At 65.9% G+C, this 21,356-nt stretch carries 16 protein-coding genes; 7 read left to right on the top strand and 9 right to left on the bottom strand.

The window, feature by feature from the left end; genetic code table 11:
- The first annotated feature begins 10 nt into the window (after positions 1-10).
- A complete protein-coding gene (locus tag PMI12_RS24370; protein ID WP_007837815.1) occupies positions 11-1,360 on the top strand; it encodes a putative bifunctional diguanylate cyclase/phosphodiesterase in 1,350 nt (449 codons plus the stop codon).
- A gap of 19 nt (positions 1,361-1,379) precedes the next feature.
- Here the strand turns inward: PMI12_RS24370 and PMI12_RS24365 are convergent, their stop codons facing one another.
- Genes PMI12_RS24365 through map form a run of 3 tightly spaced genes read right to left on the bottom strand, consistent with a single transcriptional unit; the run spans position 1,380 to position 5,914 of the window.
- A complete protein-coding gene (locus PMI12_RS24365; RefSeq protein WP_007837812.1) occupies positions 1,380-2,417 on the bottom strand; it encodes a sensor domain-containing diguanylate cyclase in 1,038 nt (345 codons plus the stop codon).
- A gap of 43 nt (positions 2,418-2,460) precedes the next feature.
- Positions 2,461-5,067, bottom strand: a complete 2,607-nt coding sequence (locus PMI12_RS24360) for a [protein-PII] uridylyltransferase (RefSeq protein ID WP_007837810.1) — start codon at positions 5,065-5,067, stop codon at positions 2,461-2,463.
- A gap of 22 nt (positions 5,068-5,089) precedes the next feature.
- Entirely contained in the window at positions 5,090-5,914 is an 825-nt protein-coding gene (map, locus tag PMI12_RS24355) for a type I methionyl aminopeptidase (RefSeq protein ID WP_007837809.1), read from the bottom strand.
- Between the two features lie 156 nt (positions 5,915-6,070).
- Here map and purL point away from each other — a divergent pair, with 156 nt between their 5' ends.
- A complete protein-coding gene (gene purL / locus PMI12_RS24350) occupies positions 6,071-10,039 on the top strand; it encodes a phosphoribosylformylglycinamidine synthase (protein WP_007837807.1) in 3,969 nt (1,322 codons plus the stop codon).
- 161 nt (positions 10,040-10,200) lie between these two features.
- Here purL and PMI12_RS24345 read toward each other — a convergent pair whose 3' ends face one another.
- The 6 genes from PMI12_RS24345 to PMI12_RS24320 all read right to left on the bottom strand — a co-directional run bounded on the left by PMI12_RS24345 (position 10,201) and on the right by PMI12_RS24320 (position 14,903).
- Positions 10,201-10,986, bottom strand: coding sequence for a peptidylprolyl isomerase (locus tag PMI12_RS24345; protein WP_007837804.1), 786 nt, complete (start codon positions 10,984-10,986; stop codon positions 10,201-10,203).
- Positions 10,987-11,057: 71 nt separating this feature from the next.
- The gene (locus PMI12_RS24340; protein ID WP_007837802.1) at positions 11,058-11,330 is read right to left on the bottom strand and encodes a BolA family protein; all 273 of its coding nucleotides are present in this window, start codon (positions 11,328-11,330) and stop codon (positions 11,058-11,060) included.
- Positions 11,330-11,872, bottom strand: coding sequence for a septation protein A (locus PMI12_RS24335; protein WP_007837800.1), 543 nt, complete (start codon positions 11,870-11,872; stop codon positions 11,330-11,332). Before PMI12_RS24335 ends, PMI12_RS24340 begins: the two co-directional genes overlap by 1 nt.
- Entirely contained in the window at positions 11,869-12,279 is a 411-nt protein-coding gene (msrB, locus tag PMI12_RS24330) for a peptide-methionine (R)-S-oxide reductase MsrB (RefSeq protein ID WP_007837799.1), read from the bottom strand. The genes PMI12_RS24335 and msrB overlap by 4 nt, the downstream gene beginning before the upstream one ends.
- Positions 12,276-13,757, bottom strand: a complete 1,482-nt coding sequence (locus tag PMI12_RS24325; RefSeq protein ID WP_007837798.1) for a protein adenylyltransferase SelO — start codon at positions 13,755-13,757, stop codon at positions 12,276-12,278. Before PMI12_RS24325 ends, msrB begins: the two co-directional genes overlap by 4 nt.
- Positions 13,758-13,820: 63 nt before the next feature.
- Positions 13,821-14,903, bottom strand: coding sequence for an AraC family transcriptional regulator (locus PMI12_RS24320; RefSeq protein WP_007837797.1), 1,083 nt, complete (start codon positions 14,901-14,903; stop codon positions 13,821-13,823).
- A gap of 230 nt (positions 14,904-15,133) precedes the next feature.
- Here PMI12_RS24320 and PMI12_RS24315 point away from each other — a divergent pair, with 230 nt between their 5' ends.
- The 5 genes from PMI12_RS24315 to PMI12_RS24295 form a co-directional block, all read left to right on the top strand.
- Positions 15,134-16,777: a 3-(methylthio)propionyl-CoA ligase gene (locus PMI12_RS24315; protein ID WP_007837796.1), complete on the top strand. Its 1,644-nt coding sequence runs from the start codon at positions 15,134-15,136 to the stop codon at positions 16,775-16,777.
- A 140-nt stretch (positions 16,778-16,917) separates the two neighbouring features.
- The gene (locus PMI12_RS24310; RefSeq protein WP_007837795.1) at positions 16,918-18,147 is read left to right on the top strand and encodes a branched-chain amino acid ABC transporter substrate-binding protein; all 1,230 of its coding nucleotides are present in this window, start codon (positions 16,918-16,920) and stop codon (positions 18,145-18,147) included.
- A gap of 199 nt (positions 18,148-18,346) precedes the next feature.
- Positions 18,347-19,579, top strand: coding sequence for a branched-chain amino acid ABC transporter substrate-binding protein (locus tag PMI12_RS24305; RefSeq protein ID WP_007837794.1), 1,233 nt, complete (start codon positions 18,347-18,349; stop codon positions 19,577-19,579).
- Positions 19,580-19,658: 79 nt separating this feature from the next.
- Positions 19,659-20,612: a branched-chain amino acid ABC transporter permease gene (locus tag PMI12_RS24300; RefSeq protein WP_007837793.1), complete on the top strand. Its 954-nt coding sequence runs from the start codon at positions 19,659-19,661 to the stop codon at positions 20,610-20,612.
- Positions 20,613-20,616: 4 nt separating this feature from the next.
- Positions 20,617-21,356 (top strand): branched-chain amino acid ABC transporter permease (locus PMI12_RS24295; RefSeq protein WP_007837791.1); only part of this gene is annotated, 740 nt, incomplete at its 3' end.

The following is a 21,356-nucleotide window of genomic DNA, read 5'->3' as shown; positions in this document are numbered from 1 at the left end:
GCCCAGTCTTTTGTCGAACAAGCAACCCACAGTCTCTTTGCCGTCGTACTACGACGGGTCGGCACGTCTCCCGCCGGACGAGGTGCTGCGCCCGTTGATGGACGACTGGGCCCGTGCAGGCAAGCGCCTGGCTGCCGTCTGCTACATCGACGTGGACCGCTTTGCCTTGCTGAATGACCGCCTTGGCATGGTGGCGGGCAATGTCGCCCTCAAGGAGGTGGCCCGCCGCATCAAGGCTCAGCTGCCGCGCGAGAGCGTGATGGCCCGCGTGGGCGGCGACGAATTCGCGGCCCTGTTCGCCGGCCTCGGAACCTCGCAGTGCACCCAGGTGCTGGAACGCATCCAGGCTTCCCTCGCCGAGCCCTGGAGCTGGCATGACCAGGCGGGCAGCATCGACGCGAGCATCGGCGCCATGCTGCTCGACAGCAATGGCCCGCCCCCTGAAACCGCGCTGCGCCAGGCGCAGCACGCCGCCTTCTTCGCCAAGCGCGCGGCCGACGGCAAGGTGCATTACTTCGACGCGCCGCAAGCGCGCGCCGACGAGCAGGTGGTGCGCGAGCGCCAGCGGATCCAGGAAGGCCTGCTGCAGGGCGAGTTCTTCCTAGTCTACCAGCCCAAGGTCGACATGCAGCGCGGCGTGGTGGTCGGCGTCGAGGCGCTGTTGCGCTGGCAGCACCCCGAGCGCGGCCTGCTGCCGCCGGCCCAGTTCGTGCCGCTGATCGAAGACGACGCGCTGGTCGAGCAGGTCGGCGACTGGGCCATCGCCACGGCCCTTTGGCAGGCGCACCAGTGGCGCCTGGCGGGCCTGCAGATGTCGGTGAGCGTGAACGTGGCACCGCGCCACATGATGCGCTGGGACTTCGTCGAACGGCTCGCGCGGCACCTGTCGCAGTTTCCAAAGCTGGGTGCGGGCATGCTGGAGCTCGAGATCCTGGAAACCACGGCGATCAGCCAGTTCGCGAACGTCGCGCTGTTCGTCGAGGCTTGCAAGACGCTGGGCGTGGGCGTGACCATCGACGACTTCGGCACCGGTTACTCCTCGCTCACCTATCTGCGCCAGCTGCCGGTGTCGACCGTGAAGATCGACCAGTCGTTCGTGCGCGGCATGCTCGACAACGGCCAGGACCACGCCATCGTGCAGGGCATCATCGCGCTGCTCCACGCGCTCGGACTCACGGCGGTGGCTGAAGGCGTCGAAACGGTGAAGCAGGGCGAAGAGCTGCTCGCCCTGGGCTGCACGCTCGCCCAGGGCTACGGCATTGCCATGCCGATGGCGGCCAAGGACATCGTGCAATGGGTGGCGCAGTACGAGCGGGCTCCCCTGTGGGGTACCCGCGCGGCGGCGCTGCCCGGCGCCTGAGCGCTGCGGCGGCGTCCGTTCAGCTGGACGCAGGAACCACGGCGTCGCGGACCATGGCCCGGCGGCTTTGCTTGACGGCGCGCATCGCGGTGTCGGCCTGGCGCAGGGCGGCCTCGGCGGAGACGGTGCGGGGGTCGACGGCCACCACGCCGACACTGGCGCCGCCGTAGTCGATCGTCAGGTGCCGCAGCTTCAGCTCGAAGATGGTGTTTTCCGCCAGACGGTCGGCCATGGCCCGCGCGCCCGTGCGCGGCGACTCGTCCAGCGCGGGCCCGAGGCCGATCACCACGAATTCGTCGGAGCCGAAGCGCGCCAGCATGTCGCTCGCGCGCACCGAGACCGAGAGCTGTTTCGCCATGGCCGACAGGAACTCGTCGCCGACCTCGTGGCCGTGCGTGTCGTTGATCTTCTTGAAATTGTCCATGTCGATGAAGCCGACCAGCACGCTCTGGCCGCCGCGCGCGCCCTGCGCCAGCATGCGCTGCAGTTCGTCGGTGAGCGCGCGGCGGTTGGGCAGGCCGGTGAGGGCGTCGGTCGCGGCGTGGGTGGCGAGCTGGGCCTGGGCTTTCTTGAGCTTTGCGACGAGCAGCTCGCGCTCCACCTGCTGGCCGATCAGCCGCGCGAAAAGCCGCAGCACCGGCTCGGCATGCGGCGGCAGCGGCAGCTGTTGTGAGCTGGCACCGCACAGGACACCGAAGAGGTCGCCGCTTCCGGCCGTCACCGGTGCGCTCACACAGGTCTGGATGCCGAGCCGGCGGGCGGCGTCGGCATCGCCCCAGCAGCCGCCGGCGTCGTCCGTATAGATGCGGCCTTCCTCCATGGCATGCCGGCAGAGCGTGTCGGCCCAAGGCACCGGCGCACCCTCGGGCAGGGACAATTCACCGGCGTTGTGGGCGAACAAGATGTGCTGTCGGCCCTTGTCGAGGTCGATGGTCGTGAGGTAAGCCGACTCCAGGCCCGTCGCCGTCTCGAGCATTTCGAGCATTGGGCGTGCGAGGTCTTCCAGCGTCTTGGCCGAGGAGACGGAGTCGGAAAGCTGTTCGATCAAGGATTCCATGGCCGACATTCTGATGGCATCGGTTGCGTTCGGGAGGGCAATTTCAAGAGGCCAGAGCTTCCATCAGCTCGGTTTCGATGGCCAGTTGCGTTTTTTGGCCCTGGAGTTCGGGGCCGCTGATCAGGAAGGTGTCTTCCACCCGCTCGCCCAGCGTCGTGACCTTGGCGAGCTGCAGGTTCAGGTGATGGCGCGCCAGCACCCGGGCCACCGAGTACAGCAGGCCGGCACGGTCGCTGGCCGAGATGTTGAGCAGCCAGCGCTGCGCCTTGTCGTCCGGCAGCAGGCTGATGCGCGGCTTGATCGGAAAGCTGCGCACCCGGCGCGAGACCCGGCCCATGCTGGGCGGGGGCAGGGCACCGGCCTCGGTGAGCGTCTGCGCCAGGCCCGACTCGACCATGCTGATCAGGTCGCGGTAGTGGTCCGGCACGAAGGTGGTCACCACCTGGAAGGTATCGAGCGCGTAGCCGTTGCTCGCGGTGTGCACCTTGGCGTCGAGGATGCTGAAGGACGCCTGGTCGAAGTAGCCGCAGATGCGCGCGAACAGGTCGGGCTGGTCGGGCGTGTAGACCACCACCTGCAGGCCTTCGCCCACCGGCGACAGGTGCGCGCGCACCACAGGCGGCGCCTTCGGGTCGACCGGCACGTTACTGGGCGGCACGAAGCGCGAGAGCTGCTTGGCGTGCCAGGCGATCTCGGTGGCGTCGTGGCGCATGAAGTAGCCCACGTCGAGCGTGTCCCACAGCGCCTTGTGCGCCTCGAAGCGCTGCGCGTGCAGGGCCAGTTGCACGAGCGCCTCGCGCTTGCGCGACTCGACCTCGGCATCCGGATCGGGCATGCGTCCGCCCAGTGCGCGCAGCGTGTAGCGGTACAGGTCTTCGAGCAGCTTGCCTTTCCAGGCATTCCACACGCGCGGGGAGGTGCCGCGGATGTCGGCGACGGTCAGCAGGTAGAGCGCCGTCAGGTAGCGCTCGTTGCCTACTCGCTTGGCGAAAGCGCCGATCACCTCGGGGTCGCTCAGGTCCTGCTTCTGCGCGACTTGGCTCATCACCAGGTGCTCGGCCACCAGAAACTCGATGAGCCTGGAATCTTCGCGGGCGATGCCGTGCTGCTTGCAGAAACGCTGAACGTCGCGCGCGCCGAGTGTGGAGTGATCGCCGCCGCGGCCCTTGGCGATGTCGTGGAACAGGGCGGCCACGTACAGGATCCAGGGCTTGTCCCATCCGGCCGCCAGCTGCGAGCAGAACGGGTATTCGTGCGCATGCTCGGCGATGAAGAAGCGCCGCACGTTGCGCAGCACCATCAGGATGTGCTGGTCCACCGTGTAGACGTGGAACAGGTCGTGCTGCATCTGCCCCACGATGCTGCGGAACACTCGCAGGTAGCGCCCCAGCACCGAGGTCTGGTTCATCAGCCGGAACGCATGCGTGATGCCGTAGGGCTGCATCAAGATCCGCATGAATGTGTCGTGGTTGACCGGGTCGTTGCGGAACTTGCTGTCCATGACGTGGCGCGCGTTGTAGAGCGCGCGCAGCGTGCGCGCCGACAGGCCCTGCACGCCGATGGTCTTCTGGTACAGCAGGAAGGTTTCGAGCACCGCATGCGGCTCGCGCTCGTAGAGGTCGTCGCTGGCGATCTCGATCAGGCCGGCACGTTCGTAGAAGCGCTCGTTGATCGGTGTGTGCTGCTCGTCGATGGGCTGCAGGCGCTCGGCAATGTTGAGCAGCAGGATCTGGTTGAGCTGCGACACCGCCTTGGCCGCCCAGTAGTAGCGCCGCATCAAGGCCTCGCTCGACTTGCGCTGCGACTCGCCTTCGTAGCCGAAGCTTGCCGCCACGGCCGTCTGCAGGTCGAACACCAGCCGATCTTCGCGCCGGTTGGCAATCACGTGCAGCCGGGCGCGGATCAACGAGAGCAGCGCCTCGTTGCGCTTGATCTGCTGCGCCTCGAACGGGGTGGCCAGGCCGTTCTTGGCGAGGTCGTCCCAGCGGCCGCCGTAGCCGGCGGCCTTGGTCATCCAGAGGATGGTCTGCAGGTCGCGCAGGCCACCCGGCGATTCCTTGCAGTTGGGCTCCAGCGCGTAGGGCGTGTTGTCGAACTTCTGGTGGCGATGCCGCATTTCCTGCGACTTGGCCACGAAGAAGGCCTGCGGGTCGATGGCGCGGGTGAAGCGGCGGCGGAAGGCGGTGAAGAGCTTCTTGTCGCCCACGATCAGGCGTGCTTCGAGCAGCGAGGTCTGAACGGTGACGTCCTTCTCGGCCTCGGCCAGGCATTCCTCGACCGTGCGCACGCTGGAGCCGATCTCGAGGCCCGCGTCCCAGCAATGGCCGATGAAGGCCTCGACGCGGGCCGGGTCGATTTCGCTCTCGTGGCCCTCGGGCGGCAGCAGCAGGAGCACGTCGACGTCGGAATACGGAAACAGCTCGCCGCGCCCGAAACCGCCCACGGCAGCCAGCGTGAGCGAGTCGCCGAAGCCGGCCTCGCGCCACAGGGTGCAGAGCGTCTCGTCGGCGAGCGCCGAGAGCTGGCGCAGCACCGCGTGCACGCTGCGGGTCGGCGCGCGCGCAAAGCGCAGGGTGTCGAACAGGGCGAGCTTCTTGGCGCGATAGGCTTCGCGCAGCGTCGCTACGTCGATCTTGGCTGCTTCGATCACGGCCGGGGAGCGCGTGTGCGCGTCAGGTTTTGGTCGAGGTGACGAAGGAGGGCGGCGGCGGGCTGCCCGCGGACAACGTCAACACCTCGTAGCCGGTCTCGGTGACGAGCACCGTGTGCTCCCACTGGGCCGACAGCGAATGGTCGCGAGTGACGATGGTCCAGCCGTCGTATTGGCCGCCCTTGAAGTCTTCCTTCACGTCGCGCTTGCCGGCGTTGATCATCGGCTCGATGGTGAAGATCATGCCGGGCTTGAGTTCTTCCATGGTGCCCGGGCGGCCGTAGTGCAGCACCTGGGGCTCTTCATGGAAGCGCTGGCCCACGCCGTGGCCGCAGAACTCGCGCACGATCGAGAAGCCCTGGCCTTCGGCGAACTTCTGGATCGCGTGGCCCACGTCGCCCAGATGCGCGCCGGGGCGCACCTGCAGGATGCCGTGCCACATGGCTTCGTAGGTGATGCTGCACAGGCGCTTGGCGGCGATGGAGGCGTCGCCGATCACGAACATGCGGCTGTTGTCGCCGAACCAGCCATCCTTGATGACGGTCACGTCGACGTTCATGATGTCGCCCTTCTTCAGGGGCTTGTCATTGGGAATGCCGTGGCAGACCACGTGGTTCACCGAGGTGCAGAGCGACTTCGGGAACGGGACGCTGCTCGCGCCCATGTAGCCCACCGTGGCGGAGGTGGTGCCCTGCTTGACCATGTACTCGGCGGCCAGCCGGTCGACATCGTTCGTTGTGATGCCGGGCTTGATGAAGGGGGTGAGGTAGTCCAGCACCTCGGAGCCAAGGCGGCAGGCGACCCGCATGGCTTCGATGCCCGCAGCGTCTTTGTAGTTAATGCTCATGCCCGAATTATCCCATTCACCAAGCTAAAATTCCGGGTTAACGCGGATGACCCCAGTCAGCGGCCATCCGCCTCGATTCCTTGAATTCCAACGCGGCCCCCGAGGCCCCCATCGACCGTGACGCAGCCCGCACCTCAAGCCCTTCCTGTCGTAACCATGTTCGAGGGCGGCAGCGCGCTCAGCGACTTCCGCGCGCGGCAGCTGCTGCCGAAGCTGCAGGCCATCGAGCCGCGCATCGAGGGCATTTCGGCCCGTTTTGTGCACCTCGTGGTCACCGATGCGGCGCTGGATGCGGCCGGCCGCGAGCGCTTTGCCGCGCTGCTGGCCTACGGCGAGCCCTTCGAGGCGCCGGCCAAGGCGGGCACCTCGGTGGTGGTCACGCCGCGCCTGGGCACCGTGTCGCCCTGGGCTTCCAAGGCCACCGACATCGCCCACAACTGCGGCCTGGCATTGCGCCGGGTCGAGCGCGTCACGCAGTACCACCTGAAGCTCAAGGCCCCGTTGATCGGCAAGGCCCCCGTGCTCGAGGGCGACGCGCTGGCCGCCGTGGCCGGCCCGCTGCACGACCGCATGACCGAATCGGTGCTGGCCACCGTCGAGCAGGCGGCCAGTCTGTTCAGCGAACTGCCGGCCCAGCCGATGGCGCAGGTCGACGTGCAGAGCGGCGGTCGCGCCGCGCTGGTGGCGGCCAACACCGGTTTCGGCCTGGCGCTGGCCGAGGACGAGATCGACTACCTCGTCGACGCCTTCACTCGCCTCGGGCGCAACCCCAGCGACGTCGAACTGATGATGTTCGCGCAGGCCAACAGCGAGCACTGCCGCCACAAGATCTTCAACGCCCAGTTCACCATCGACGGCAAGGCCCAGCCCCAGAGCCTGTTCTCGATGATTCGCCACACCGAGAAGCAGAACCCGCAGCACACGGTCGTCGCCTATGCCGACAACGCCTCGGTGATGGAAGGCGCGACCATCGAGCGCTTCATTCCGGCACACGGTTCGCAGAGCTATCAAAAAGATAGCGCCCTGAACCACGTGCTGATGAAGGTCGAGACGCACAACCACCCGACCGCGATTTCCCCGTTCCCGGGCGCCTCGACCGGCGCGGGCGGCGAGATCCGCGACGAAGGTGCCACCGGCCGCGGCTCCAAGCCCAAGGCGGGCCTGACCGGCTTCACTGTGTCCAAGCTCTGGCCGGAAGAGGGCCACTACGGCAAGCCCGAACACATCGCGAGCCCGCTGCAGATCATGACCGAGGGCCCGCTGGGGGGCGCCGCGTTCAACAACGAATTCGGCCGGCCCAACCTGCTGGGCTACTTCCGGGAATACGAGCAGGCCGTGGCGAGCGACCTTGATACCGTGCAGCGCGGCTACCACAAGCCCATCATGATCGCGGGCGGCCTCGGCAGCATCGACGCCACCCAGACGAAGAAGATCCAGTTCCCCGCCGGCTCGCTGCTGATCCAGCTCGGCGGCCCCGGCATGCGCATCGGCATGGGCGGCAGCGCCGCCAGCTCGATGGCCACCGGCGCCAATGCGGCCGAGCTCGACTTCGACTCGGTGCAGCGTGGCAACCCCGAGATCGAGCGCCGCGCGCAGGAGGTCATCAACCACTGCTGGCAACAGGGCCCGGCCAACCCGATCCTGGCGATCCACGACGTGGGCGCGGGCGGCCTGAGCAATGCCTTCCCTGAACTGACCAACGACGCCGGCCGCGGCGCGCGTTTCGACCTGCGCGCCGTGCCGCTCGAAGAGTCGGGCATGGCCCCCAAGGAAATCTGGTGCAACGAAAGCCAGGAGCGCTACGTGCTGGCCATCGCGCCGGAATCGCTCGCGCAGTTCAAGGCTTTCTGCGAGCGCGAGCGCTGTCCGTTCTCGGTGGTCGGTGTGGCGACCGAAGCGCGCCAGCTGCTGGTGGCCGACGAAGGCGCCGAGGTGCAGCCTGTCGACATGCCGATGGACGTGCTGCTGGGCAAGCCGCCCAAGATGCACCGCGACGTGAAGAGCGTGGCGCGCACGTTCAAGCTGCTCGACCTCACGGGCGTCGACCTGCAGAAGGCCGCCATCGACGTGCTCTCGCACCCGACCGTCGCCTCCAAGCGCTTCCTGATCACCATCGGCGACCGCACCGTGGGCGGCATGAGCCACCGCGACCAGATGGTCGGTCCGTGGCAGGTGCCTGTGGCCGACTGCGCTGTGACGCTGGCCGACTACAAGGGCTTTGCCGGCGAAGCGATGAGCATGGGCGAGCGCACGCCGCTGGCCGCGCTCGACGCGCCGGCTTCGGGACGCATGGCCGTGGCCGAGGCCATCACCAACCTGCTGGCTGCGCCCGTCGAGCTCTCGCGCGTCAAGCTCTCGGCCAACTGGATGGCCGCCTGCGGCGAACCCGGCGAAGACGCTGCGCTGTACGAGACCGTCAAGGCCGTGGGTCTGGAACTGTGCCCGGCGCTGGGCGTGTCGATCCCGGTCGGCAAGGATTCGCTGTCGATGCGCACGCAGTGGAAGGACAACGGCGAAGCCAGGAAGGTCACCTCGCCCGTGAGCCTGATCGTCACCGCCTTCGCCTCGCTGGCCGATGTGCGCGGCACGCTCACGCCGCAGCTCGACGCCGAAGAAGCCGACACCACGCTGGTGCTGATCGACCTGGGCCGCGGCCAGCACCGCATGGCCGGCAGCATTCTGTCGCAGACGCTCAACCAGAGCGGCGACACCGTGCCCGATCTCGACGACCCGGCACAATTGGTCGCGCTGGTCGATGCCGTGAACGCGCTGCGCGCCGAGGGAAAGATCCTCGCGATGCACGACCGCAGCGACGGCGGCCTGTTCGCCACCGCTTGCGAAATGGCCTTTGCCGGCCACGTCGGCGTGGCGCTGAACGTCGACATGCTGGTCACCGAAGGCGATGGCATTTCCGACAGCCGCATGGAAACCGGCGACGCCAAGAACTGGGCGCAGCAGGTCAGCGCGCGGCGCGAAGAGCTCACGCTCAAGGCGCTGTTCAACGAAGAGCTGGGCATGGTGCTGCAGGTGCGCACGGCCGAGCGCAACGACGTGATGCAGGTGCTGCGCGCGCACGGCCTGAGCGCTCACAGCCACTTCGTCGGCAAGACCCGGCCTGCGAGTTCCACGATGGATGCCGGGAAGGGCAAGCTCGAAGTCTGGCGCGATGCCAAGTCGGTGTTCAGTGCGAGCCTGCACGACCTGCACCAGGTATGGGACTCAGTCAGCTGGAAGATCGCCCGCGAGCGCGACAACCCCGCCTGCGCCGATGCCGAGCATGCCGCGGCAGGCGTGCCTTCGGACCCCGGCATGCATGTGTTTCTGCCGAATGCGCAGCCCGCGGCGCCGGCCATCCTGCAATCGCGCCCCAAGGTCGCCATCCTCCGCGAACAAGGCGTCAACTCGCATGTCGAGATGGCCTACGCCTTCACCGAAGCCGGCTTCGAGGCCTTCGACGTCCACATGACCGACCTGCAAACGGGCAGGGCAGACCTCGCCAATTTCAAGGGCGTGGTCGCCTGCGGCGGCTTCAGTTATGGCGACACGCTGGGCGCCGGCATCGGCTGGGCGCGCAGCATCACCTTCAACCCGAAGCTGGCCGAGCAGTTCAAGACCTTCTTCGGCCGCGCCGACACCTTCGGGCTCGGCGTGTGCAACGGCTGCCAGATGTTCGCCGAGCTGGCCGACATCATTCCGGGTGCCGAAGCCTGGCCGCGCTTCACCACCAACCAGAGCGAGCGCTTCGAGGCCCGCCTGTCGATGGTCGAGGTGCTCGAATCGCCGAGCATCTTCTTCCAGGGCATGGCCGGCAGCCGCCTGCCGATCGCGGTCGCGCACGGCGAGGGCTATGCCAACTTCAAGCACCGCGGCGACGCCGCCAAGGCCATCGGCGCGATGCGTTTCGTGGACAACCACGGCCAACCGACCGAGCAGTACCCGTTCAACCCGAACGGCAGCGCGGGCGGCCTGACCTCCGTGACCACGCCGGACGGCCGCTTCACCGCCGTGATGCCGCATCCGGAACGCGTGTTCCGCAACATCCAGATGAGCTGGACGCCGGGCGACCGCAGCGAGTTGAGCCCGTGGATGCAGATCTGGCGCAATGCGCGCAAGTGGGTCGGCTGATCGGCGCAGCAAGCCCGTTCGGCGGGCAACAAAAAAGCGGCCCACGGGGCCGCTTTTTTTATTTCCAGAACACCGCGGAACCGGCTTTGCCGGGCCGCAGGCGTTGCCCCCTGCAAGGGGTGGCGTAGCGACGCGAAGTGCGCGAAGCTTGGGGGTGTGCCTTATTCCACCTTTGCCTTCGCGCGCAATTCTTCCTGATACTTCTGCAGGCGCTGCTGCTGCAGCTGCTGCGTGATCTGCGGCTTCACTTCTTCCAGCTTCGGCAGCTGGGCCTGGCGGATGTCGTCGACGCGGATGATGTGCCAGCCGAACTGGGTCTTGATCGGAGCGGGGGTGGTCTCGCCCTTCTTGAGCTTGATCATCGCTTCCGAGAACTCGGGCACGAAGCCCGCGGGGTTGGACCAGTCGAGGTCGCCGCCGTTGGCGCCCGAGCCCGGGTCCTTGCTCTGCTTCTTGGCGATGTCTTCGAACTTGGCGCCCTTCTTCAGGTCGGCCATGATCTTCTTGGCCTGGTCTTCGGTCTCGACCAGGATATGGCGCGCCTTGTATTCCTTGCCGCCGTTGGCAGCAACGAACTTGTCGTACTCGGCCTTCACGTCGGCGTCCGAGATGGGGTTGGTCTTGCGGTAGTTCTCGAACAGTGCGCGGATCAGGATGGCTTGGCGGGCGAGTTCGAGCTGGTTCTTGTAATCCTCGCTGGCGTCCAGGCCTTGCTTCTGGGCTTCCTGCATGAACACTTCGCGCGCCACGATTTCCTCACGCAGCTGGCTCTGCATCTCGGGCGTCACCGGGCGGCCTGCGGCGGCCAGCTGCTGCGCCAGAACTTCCATGCGGGCCTTGGGCACCGGCTTGCCGTTCACGATGGCTGCGTTCTGCGCCAGAGCCGCCACCGGAATGGCACCGATCAACGCTGCGGCCGCAACGGCCTGCAAGATGTGTTTTTTCATGAAATGAATATCAGGCTGGAGAAGAAATGCGCGTGTAGGAATAAGCGCGTGAAAGAAAGCGGGCAGAGGGCTCAAAGCACCTCGATGGCGATGGCGTGAAGGCCCTGCGCGATAAAAACCTGGAGGGCATCATACACAAGCCGATGCCGCGCCACGCGGGGCTTTCCGGCGAACAGCGGCGAGGCGATGCGCACTCGGAAATGGCTGCCCCGTCCTTGCGCATTGGCTCCGGCGTGGCCCGCGTGGGCGCTGCTTTCGTCTATCACTTCAAGCTGCGTCGGGGCCAGCGCCTCGCGCAACGCGGCTTCGAGGTCGGCGGCGGTGGGGAGGGAGGCGGTGCGCATCAGGCGGTCGGCTTGTCGTCGCCCTTGATGTGCGGCGCAATATAGAGACCCTGCGCCACCAGGAAGACGATCGGGAACACATAGCCCCAGAGCTTGAAGTTGACCCAGGCCTCGGTCGTGAAGTACGCCGCCACGTAGCCGTTGATGAGCGCCATGAACAGGCAATAGCCGATCCACGCCACGTTGAGCCGGCCCCAGATGCGGTCGGGCAGCTCGAGCTGCGAGCCCAGCAGCATCTTGAGGAAGTTCTTCTTCAGCGCCCAGAGCGCCACCGCCAGCGCGATGGCCATCGCGCCGTACAGCACCGTCGGCTTCCACTTGATGAAGCGGTCGTCGTGCAGCACCAGCGTGAGCGTGCCGAACAGCAGGATCAGCACCAGCGTGGCCTTCTGCATCGCCTGCAGCTTGCGCTCCATGGCATAGATGATGGCCATCTGCACCACGGTGGCGGCCATGAGCACGCCGGTGGCGGTGTAGATGTCGGCGAGCTTGTAGGCGCCGAAGAACAGGAGGATGGGAAAGAAGTCGAGGAGCAGTTTCATTTTTTATGGAAGTCGAGCGACGCCGAGTTCATGCAATAGCGCAGGCCGGTTTCGGTCGGGCCGTCAGGGAACACGTGGCCCAGGTGGGCGCCGCAATTGGCGCACACGTTCTCGGTGCGCACCATGCCGTGCGATCGGTCGACGATGTTCCTGATGGCACCGGGCACCGCTTCTTCAGAGAAGCTGGGCCAGCCGCAGCCGGCATCGAACTTGGTCGATGATTCGAACAGCTTGGCGCCGCAGCACACACAGTGGTAGGTGCCGTCGTCCCAGTGCGCTTCGTACTTGCCGGTGAAGGGGCGTTCGGTGGCCGCGTGGCGCGTCACCTCGAAGGCCGCGGGCTCGGCGCCTTTTTCAGCGAGCAGGGCTTTCCATTCGGCGTCGGTCTTCTGTACGGGAGTGGTCATGATGAGCAGCTGATTTCGATCGTGGAGGCCCAGTCGGGCGGGAAGCCGGCGAGTGCGTCGGCGTCGGGATGTTCTTCAAATGGGGTCTCGAGCACAGCCAGCAAGGTTGCCACACCCGAGTGGTCTTTTTGCTGACTTGCTTCGATCGCTTGCTGCCCCAAGTGGTTGCGCAGCACGAACCTGGGGTTGGATTTGAGCATCAGATCGGCGGCTTGCGTACGTCCAGTGGTCGTATGGCGCTCCGAAAACGCTAGCAGCCACGCGTCGAAGCCCTCGCGGTCCAGGAACAGGTCGCGCACCGGCTCGACGTTGCCGTCGGCCATGTGGGTCGAGAGCCGGCGCCAGAAGATGGTGTAGTCGACCTTGCCGGCGGCCAGCAGCTTGAGCACGCCTTCGATCAGCGCGCGGTCGCCTTCGGCCGGGCTCGCGAGCCCGAGCTTGGCGCGCATGCGGCCCTCGAACTCGTTCGGGAACACGGTCTTGTACGACTCCAGGGCGGCCACCGCGACTTCCTGGTCGCCGATCAGCGGCAGCAGCGCCTGTGCGAGGCAGAACAGGTTCCAGTAAGCCACGTTGGGCTGCTGGTTGAAGGCGTAGCGCCCGCTGGTGTCGCTGTGGTTGCAGATGTGGCGCGGGTCGAAGCCATCGAGGAACTGGAACGGGCCGTAGTCGATGGTGAGCCCGAGGATGCTCATGTTGTCGGTGTTCATCACGCCGTGGCAGAAGCCCACGGCCTGCCATCGGGCGAGCAGGGCGGCGGTGCGCTCGCTCACGGCTTCGAGGAAGGCGGCATACGCGTTGCCACCGAAGCGCCCGGTGGTGCGGCACGCCGGGTAGTGGCGGTCGATGACGTAGTCGGCCAGCGCGCGCAACTCATCTTCGCGCTGGTTGGCCGCGAAGTGCTCGAAGTGGCCGAAGCGGATGAAGCTCGGTGCGACGCGGGTCACGACGGCCGCGCTTTCCGGCTCCTCGCGGTACACGCGGGCGTCGGACCCCGTCACGCACAGCGCGCGGGTGGTCGGGATGCCGAGGCCGTGCATGGCCTCGCTGCACAGAAACTCCCGGATGCTGGAGCGCAGCACCGCGCGGCCGTCGCCGCCGCGCGAGTAAGGCGTGCGGCCCGCGCCCTTCAGCTGCACTTCGAGCCCGCCTTCGGTCTCGCCGACCGTGATCGCACGTCCGTCGCCGAGCTGGCCTGCCCACACGCCGAACTGGTGGCCGCTGTAGACCGTCGCGAAGGGGCGGCTGCCGGCGACGGGCAGGTTGCCGGTCAGGGCAGCGAGCGTGCCGTCCGACGAATGCCAGCCGGCCGGCAGCCCGAGTTCGCGTGCTACGGCTTCGCTGCGGCCCACCCAGTACGGATCGGGCAGGGGCGTCGGCCTCAGTTCAGTGAAAAATGCCGGGCCCAAGGCGGCGAAACCGGGTTTCCAGCGCAACCCCAGGTCCGCGACCTCGGTGTCTTCAGCAAGCAAGCTCATGCCCGGATTGTCCGGCACAGCGCGTAACCCCTTGCCGAACGGGCCATCGCGGCCCGCGCGCCCTCAGGCCGCGAGTGCGGCAGGCCCATTCCAGATGCGCGCCCGGTATTGCGCTGGCGGCACGCCGAACCAGCGCTTGCAGGCGCGAAAAAAGTTGCTGCTGTCGACGAAGCCCAGCCTGTCGGCTACTTCGGTCAATGTATGTCGGTCGTCGGCAAGGTACTGCTGCGCCAGCTCGCGACGGGTGCGGTCGAGCAGCGACTGGAACGACACCGACTCCTCCTGCAACCGCCGCTGCAGCGTGCGCTCGGCCAGGCCCAGACCCGAGGCCACGTCCTGCCGGCGCGGCTCGCCGTGCTGGAGCCGGCGCGCGATCTCGGCGCACACCAGGCTGCTTGTGGTGGCCTGACCCAGCAGATCGAGTTGTTCGTCCAGCAGATGCTCCTGCATCTCGCCGAGCGTCTCGTGGTAGGTGGGCAGCGGCATTGCCATGTCGGCGCTCGACAGCAGCAGGCGGTTGGCCGCTGCATTGAAGCGCACCTCGCAGCCGAAGGCCTCCCGGTGCAGCCGGTCGCTGGTCGGCGCGGGATAGACGAACTCCATCGCCAGTGGCTGCAGTTCGCGCCGCGTGAGCCACTGGCACTGCATCAGCGTGGTCAGCAGGGCGTATTCGACGCGCTGGCGCGGAATCGGCAGGCTGCCGCCGGTGTGTTCCATTGACAGCCAGCAGCCGCGCGGCTCGGGATGCAGCGAGAAGCCGGTCGCATCCGAAATCACGGCCATGTAGCGCGCCAGCCGCGCGAGCGCCGCCCCGAGCGTGGCGCTGCACGACATCGCATGGCCCACCGTTCCCAGTTTGCTGTGCGTGGCGGCCAGGTCGCGTTGCAGGCCCAGCGTGGGCTTGCCGGCGCGGGCTACCGCGAGCTGCCACATCACCGTGACCTCGTCGACCGGGATGCGCGTGTTCTGCCGGTGCAGCGAATCGGGATCGAAGCCGGCGTCGCGCAGCAGCGAGGGCACGTCCAGCCCCTCGGCCTCGAACATCGAGAGCACGCCTTCGAGCCAGGCGGCCGAGCTGGTACGCAGCTCAGGCTGCGGGATGCCGCCGGTCGGCCGGCGTTGCGGCCCACGCTGGCGGTGCGGCACGGAGGCTCCTGAAGTCATTCGTTTGGCTTCCTTGCGATAGGGGTGAAAACGGCGCCGGTTCCTAGAATTTTCCGCGTGCTCGGCGGCCGGAAGTATGGGGGGCGCGCACCGGGCCAGGAATTCGAGGCCAGATTCCGCAGTGCGGGTTTGTGTCATTGTGAAAGTCGCCGAAGCTTGCGTGAATCCGATGTCCGCAAGTTCATGAAGTCATTTCTTTCAGGAGTCCGTAGATGCTGGGTTTGATGCAAGACCAACCGCTTTTGATCTCGTCGCTGATCGAGTTTGCCGAGCGCCACAACGGCGACGGCGAGATCGTCTCGCGCCGGGTCGAGGGCGACATCCACCGCACGACGTGGGGCGGTATCGCATCGCGTGCCCGGCAGGTGGCCAATGCGCTGGACGGCGAGCAGCTGCTGTTCAGCGACCGCATCGCCACGCTGGCCTGGAACGGCTACCGCCACCTGGAGCTGTACTACGGCGTGAGCGGCAGCGGCCGCGTGCTGCACACCATCAATCCGCGCCTGCACCCCGACCAGATCGCGTGGATCGCCAACCATGCCGAAGACCAGATCCTGTGCTTCGACCTGAGCTTCCTCCCGCTGGTACAGGCGGTGCACGCCAAGTGCCCCACGATCCGGAAATGGATTGCACTCTGTGATGCCGACAAGCTGCCCGCCGACAGCGGGATTCCCAACCTCGTGAGCTACGAGGGCTGGATGGGCGCGCAGTCCAATGACTACGAATGGCCGACTTTCGACGAGAACTCAGCGTCGAGCATGTGCTACACGAGCGGCACCACGGGCAATCCGAAGGCCGCGCTCTACAGCCACCGATCGACCATGCTGCATGCCTATGCCGCGGCCCTGCCAGACGTGATGCGCCTGTCGGCGCGCGACTCGGTGCTGCCGGTGGTGCCGATGTTCCACGTCAATGCCTGGGGCATTCCGTATTCGGCCGCACTGGTGGGCTGCAAGATCGTGTTTCCCGGCCCCGCGCTGGATGGCAAGTCGGTGTACGAGCTGATCGAATCCGAAGGCGTGACCTTCGCGGCCGGCGTGCCCACCGTGTGGCAGATGATGCTGGGCCACATGCAGGCGAATGGCCTGAAGTTCTCGAAGCTCAACCGCACCGTCATCGGCGGCTCGGCCTGCCCGCCGGCCATGATCAAGGCGTTCCAGGACATCTACGACGTCGAGGTGCTGCACGCCTGGGGCATGACCGAGATGAGCCCGCTGGGCACGCTGTGCACCCTCAAGAACAAGCACCTGTCGTTGCCGGCCGACGCCCAGCTGCAGATCCGCATGAAGCAGGGCCGTGCCATTTTTGGCGTCGACATGAAGATCGTCGATGGCGACGGCAACGAACTGCCGTGGGACGGCAAGGCCTATGGCGACCTGCTGGTCAAGGGCCCGTGGATCGTCAAGGAATACTTCAAGGGCGAGGGCGGCAACCCGCTTATTCCCGATGCGCGCAATCGCGGCTGGTTCCCCACCGGCGACGTCGCCACCATCGATGCCGAGGGTTACCTGCAGATCACCGACCGCAGCAAGGACGTGATCAAGTCCGGCGGCGAGTGGATCAGCTCCATCGAGATCGAGAACATCGCCGTTGCGCACCCGGCCGTGGCCATGGCCGCGTGCATCGGCGTGTTCCATCCCAAGTGGGACGAGCGGCCGATCATCGCGGTCGTGAAGAAGCCCAATGCCGAGGTCACGCGCGAGGAACTGCTGAAGTTCTATGAGGGCAAGACCGCCAAGTGGCAGATCCCGGACGACGTGGTGTTCGTCGAAGCCATCCCCATCGGCGCCACCGGCAAGATTTTGAAGACCAGGCTGCGCGAACTGCTCAAGGACTACAAGCTGCCGACCCTTTGAAGACCCGCGCGAGCCCTGCCGCGCTGTCGCGCAGGCGATAGGAATTCCGCCTCGGCGGTCAAGCTTGCGGGCAATCCCTGTGCGGCGAAAAAAAGGGCGCTTGTAGGCTGGCACTCCGCCTTACAAACTGGAGACTCTTCATGCAATTTGCTATCAAGTCAGTAGCTGCCTGTGCAATGTTGGTGAGCCTGACCGCTGCATTCGCTCAAAAGGGCGAGACCGTCAAGATCGCCTGGCTCGACCCGCTTTCCGGCCTCATGGCGGCGGTCGGCACCAACCAGCTCAAGACCACCCAGTTCCTTGCAGAAGAGTTCAACAAGAAGAACCAGTCGGGCGTGAAGTTCGAGATCATCGCGCTCGACAACAAGCTCAGCCCGCAGGAAACCACCGCCGCGCTGCGCTCGGCGCAAGACCAGGGCGCGCGCTACATCATGCAGGGCAACGGCTCCGGCCCCGCGCTCGCGATCATCGACGCCATCGAGAAGAACAACGCGCGCAATCCGGGCAAGGAGCTGCTGTACATGAACTACGCGGCCGTCGACCCCGACCTGACCAACAGCAAGTGCAGCTACTGGCACTTCCGGCTCGACGCCGACACATCCATGAAGATGGAGGCGCTCACCACCTGGATGAAGGACCAGCCCGACATCAAGAAGGTCTACATCCTCGGCCAGAACTACGCCCACGGCGTGCAGGTGTCCAAGTTCGCCAAGGAAGACCTGAAGGTCAAGCGCCCCGACATCCAGATCGTCGGCGACGACCTGCATCCGCTGGCCCAGGTGCGCGACTTCTCTCCCTACATCGCCAAGATCAAGGCCTCGGGCGCCGACACCGTCATCACCGGCAACTGGGGCTCCGACCTGTCGCTGCTCATCAAGGCCGCCAACGACTCGGGCCTGAACGTCAAGTTCCTGACCTACTACGCGCCGGGCGCCGGCACGCCTACGGCCATGGGCGCCACGTCGGACGGCAAGGTCTACACGGTCGCCTACGCCCACTACAACATGGGCGGGGAGATCCAGAGGCTGCTCGGGGGCTACAAAAAGCGCATGAACGACGACCTCACGCAGTCCTCGATCTACCACGTGTTCGCGTTGCTCGACGCGGCCTTCGCCGCCACCAAGTCGACCGACCCGGTCAAGGTGGCCGCGGCGCTGGAAGGCATGAAGATCAAGAGCTTCAACGGCGAGGTCGAGATGCGCAAGGCCGACCACCAGCTGCAGCAGGGCCTGTACATCGCGCGCTGGGAGAAGGCCAGCGCCAAGTACCCGTACGACGCGGAGAACACCGGCTACACGAATGTTCCCGTGAAGTACTACGAGTCGTACGTGGCGAGCACGCCCACCACCTGCCAGATGAAGCGCCCGTGAGCATCTTTGCGAGCGCGTTTCCTACCCGCGGGTAGCAGATGTCTACCCGTGGGTAGCAGCTTGGAGAAACGCGGTGTCGCATGCGCGATAGAAACGGGCCTTTGCGGCACCCTTCTTACGGGCATTCCCTGAGGGGAGGGGCTGCAAACGCTTGTACTCTCGTGCGGCGTTTCGAATCGGTTTGACCAGGAGATATAAATTGAATTTCGCTCTGAAAATCGCCGCCGCAGCCGTCATCGCTGCCACCGCCACCGGCGCCCTTGCCCAGAAGGGTGAAACCGTCAAGATCGCATGGCTCGACCCGCTGTCGGGCCTCATGGCCGCGGTCGGTACGAACCAGCTCAAGACCTTCCAGTTCTTCGCCGAAGAATTCAACAAGAAGAATGCGGCGGGCGTGAAGTTCGAGATCATCGGCATCGACAACAAGCTCAGTCCGCAGGAAACCACCAGCGCACTGCGCTCGGCCCTCGACCAGGGCGCGCGCTACATCGTGCAGGGTAATGGTTCCGGCCCCGCACTGGCCATCATCGACGCGCTCGAGAAGAACAACGCGCGCAATCCCGGCAAGGAAGCGCTGTACCTCAACTACGCCGCGGTCGACCCCGACCTGACCAACAGCAAGTGCAGCTACTGGCAGTACCGCTTCGACGCCGACACGTCCATGAAGATGGAAGCGCTGACCACGTACATGAAGGACCAGCCGGAGATCAAGAAGGTCTACCTGCTCAACCAGAACTACGCGCACGGCCAGCAGGTTTCCAAGTTCGCCAAGGAAGACCTGAAGCACAAGCGCCCCGACATCCAGATCGTCGGCGACGACCTGCACCCGTTGGCCCAGGTGCGCGACTTCGCGCCCTACGTCGCCAAGATCAAGGCCTCGGGCGCCGACACCGTCATCACCGGCAACTGGGGCTCCGACCTCGCCCTGCTGATCAAGTCGGCCAACGATTCGGGCCTGAACGTCAAGTTCTACACCTACTACGCCGTGACCACGGGCACCCCGACCGCCATGGGTGCCGCGTCCGACGGCAAGGTTTATCAGGTCAGCTATGCCCACTACAACATGGGCGGCGACATGCAGAAGTACGCCGAAGAGTTCAAGAAGAAGTTCAACGACGACCTCTACACCTCCGACATCTACACCGTGTTCCAGGCCCTGACCGAAGCCTTCGTGAAGACCAAGTCGACCGACCCCGTCAAGGTGGCGGCCGCGATGGAAGGGCTGAAGTTCAAGAGCTTCAACGGCGACATCGAGCTGCGCAAGACCGACCACCAGGCGCAGCAGGGCCTGTACATCGCCAAGTGGGAGAAGGCCAGCGCCAAGTATCCGTACAGCCCGGAGAACACCGGCTACACGCTGGCGCCCGTGAAGTTCTACGACGCCTACGTGGCCAGCACGCCGACCTCGTGCCAGATGAAGCGTCCCTCCTGAGTACGGGAACGCGCCAAAGCGGTCGAGGCCCGACTTCAACACTCGGGCCTTTTTCTTTTCTTACTGACACGAAAGACCGATGAACGTCGAATTCTTCGTCATCTCGCTGCTCAATGGCGTGAGCTACGGCTTGCTGTTGTTCATGCTGAGCTCCGGCCTCACGCTGATCTTCAGCATGATGGGTGTGCTCAATTTCGCGCACGCCAGCTTCTACATGCTGGGCGCCTACTTCGCCTACACGCTGTCGGGCATCGTCGGCTTCTGGCCGGCGCTCTTCATTGCGCCGCTGCTGGTGTTTGCGCTGGGTGCGGCCTTCGAGCGCTACTGCCTGCGCCGGGTCCACAAGTTCGGCCACGTGCCCGAGCTGCTGGTGACCTTCGGCCTTTCGTACCTCATCCTCGAACTGGTGCAACTGGTGTGGGGCCGCTCCACGGTGCCGTACGGCCTGCCGTCGGCGCTGCAGGGGCCGCTCTTCACGCTCTACGGCACGCAGTTTCCCAAGTCACGCTCGTTCATCATGCTCGTGGCGGTCCTGATGCTGGTGTCGGTGTGGCTGCTGCTCACGCGCACGCGCATCGGCCTGGTCATCCAGGCGGCGCTGAAGCACCCCGACATGGTCGAGGCGCTGGGCCACAACGTGCCGCGCGTGTTCATGCTGGTGTTCGGCGGCGGTGCCGCGCTGGCGGGCCTCGCGGGCGTGGTCGGCGGCAACACCTACGTCACCGAGCCGGCCATGGCGGGTTCGGTCGGCTCCATCATCTTCGTGGTGGTGGTGGTCGGCGGCATGGGGTCGCTGGCGGGAGCCTTCCTGGCCTCGCTGATCATCGGCATCGTGCAGACCTTCGCCGTGGCCATGGACCAGTCGCTCGCGACCGGCCTGCAGGCCTTTGGCGTGGTAGTGAGCGACCAGACCTTCGGCTACGAACTGCTGAAGCTCACCATCTCGCAGGTGGCGCCCATTCTTCCGTACCTGTTCCTGGTGCTGATCCTCATCTTCAGGCCCAAGGGCCTCCTCGGAACGCGGGAGGACTGACGCCATGAACACCGCAACGACAACCACACCAGCCGCTTCAGCCAAGGCGCCGACCCGGTATTACCGCTTCAAGCCGCTGAACATCGGCCGCATCCTGATCTGGTCATTCTTCGCGCTGCTGCTGATCGTGGCGCCGATGATCTTCACCAGCAGCCTGGCGCTGACCATGCTGTCGCAGATCGGCTATCTCATCATCATCTGCCTGAGCTACAACATGCTGCTGGGGCAGGGCGGCATGCTCAGCTTCGGACATGCCGTGTACGTGGGCCTGGGCTCCTTCATCGCCATCCACGCGATGAACCTGGCCGGCGCCGGCAAGCTGCCGATTCCGCTGGTGTTCATTCCGCTCGTGGGCGGCTTCGGCGGCATGTTCTTCGCCATGGTGTTCGGCTATGTGTCGACCAAGAAGTCGGGCACCACCTTCGCGATGATCACGCTCGGCCTCGGCGAACTGGTGGCCGCCATGGCGCTGATGTTCCCGAGCTTCTTCGGCGGCGAGGGCGGCATCACCACCAACCGCGTGTACGGCGCCTCGTTCTTCGGCATCAACTTCGGGCCGCAGAACCAGGTGTACTACCTGATCGCCGTGTATTGCTTCATCTGCACCGGGCTGATGTTCGCCTTCACCGGCACGCCGCTCGGGCGCATGCTGAACGCGGTGCGCGACAACCCCGAGCGCGTGGAGTTCATCGGCTACAACACGCAGCGCGTGCGCTACTACGCCTTCATCATCGCGGGCTTCTT

The sequence above is a fragment of the Variovorax sp. CF313 genome (genome assembly GCF_000282635.1).
In the GTDB taxonomy this organism is placed as follows: Bacteria; Pseudomonadota; Gammaproteobacteria; order Burkholderiales; family Burkholderiaceae_C; genus Variovorax.
The sequence above is the reverse complement of the archived record's forward strand: the minus strand, read 5'-3'. Positions and strand labels throughout refer to the sequence as shown.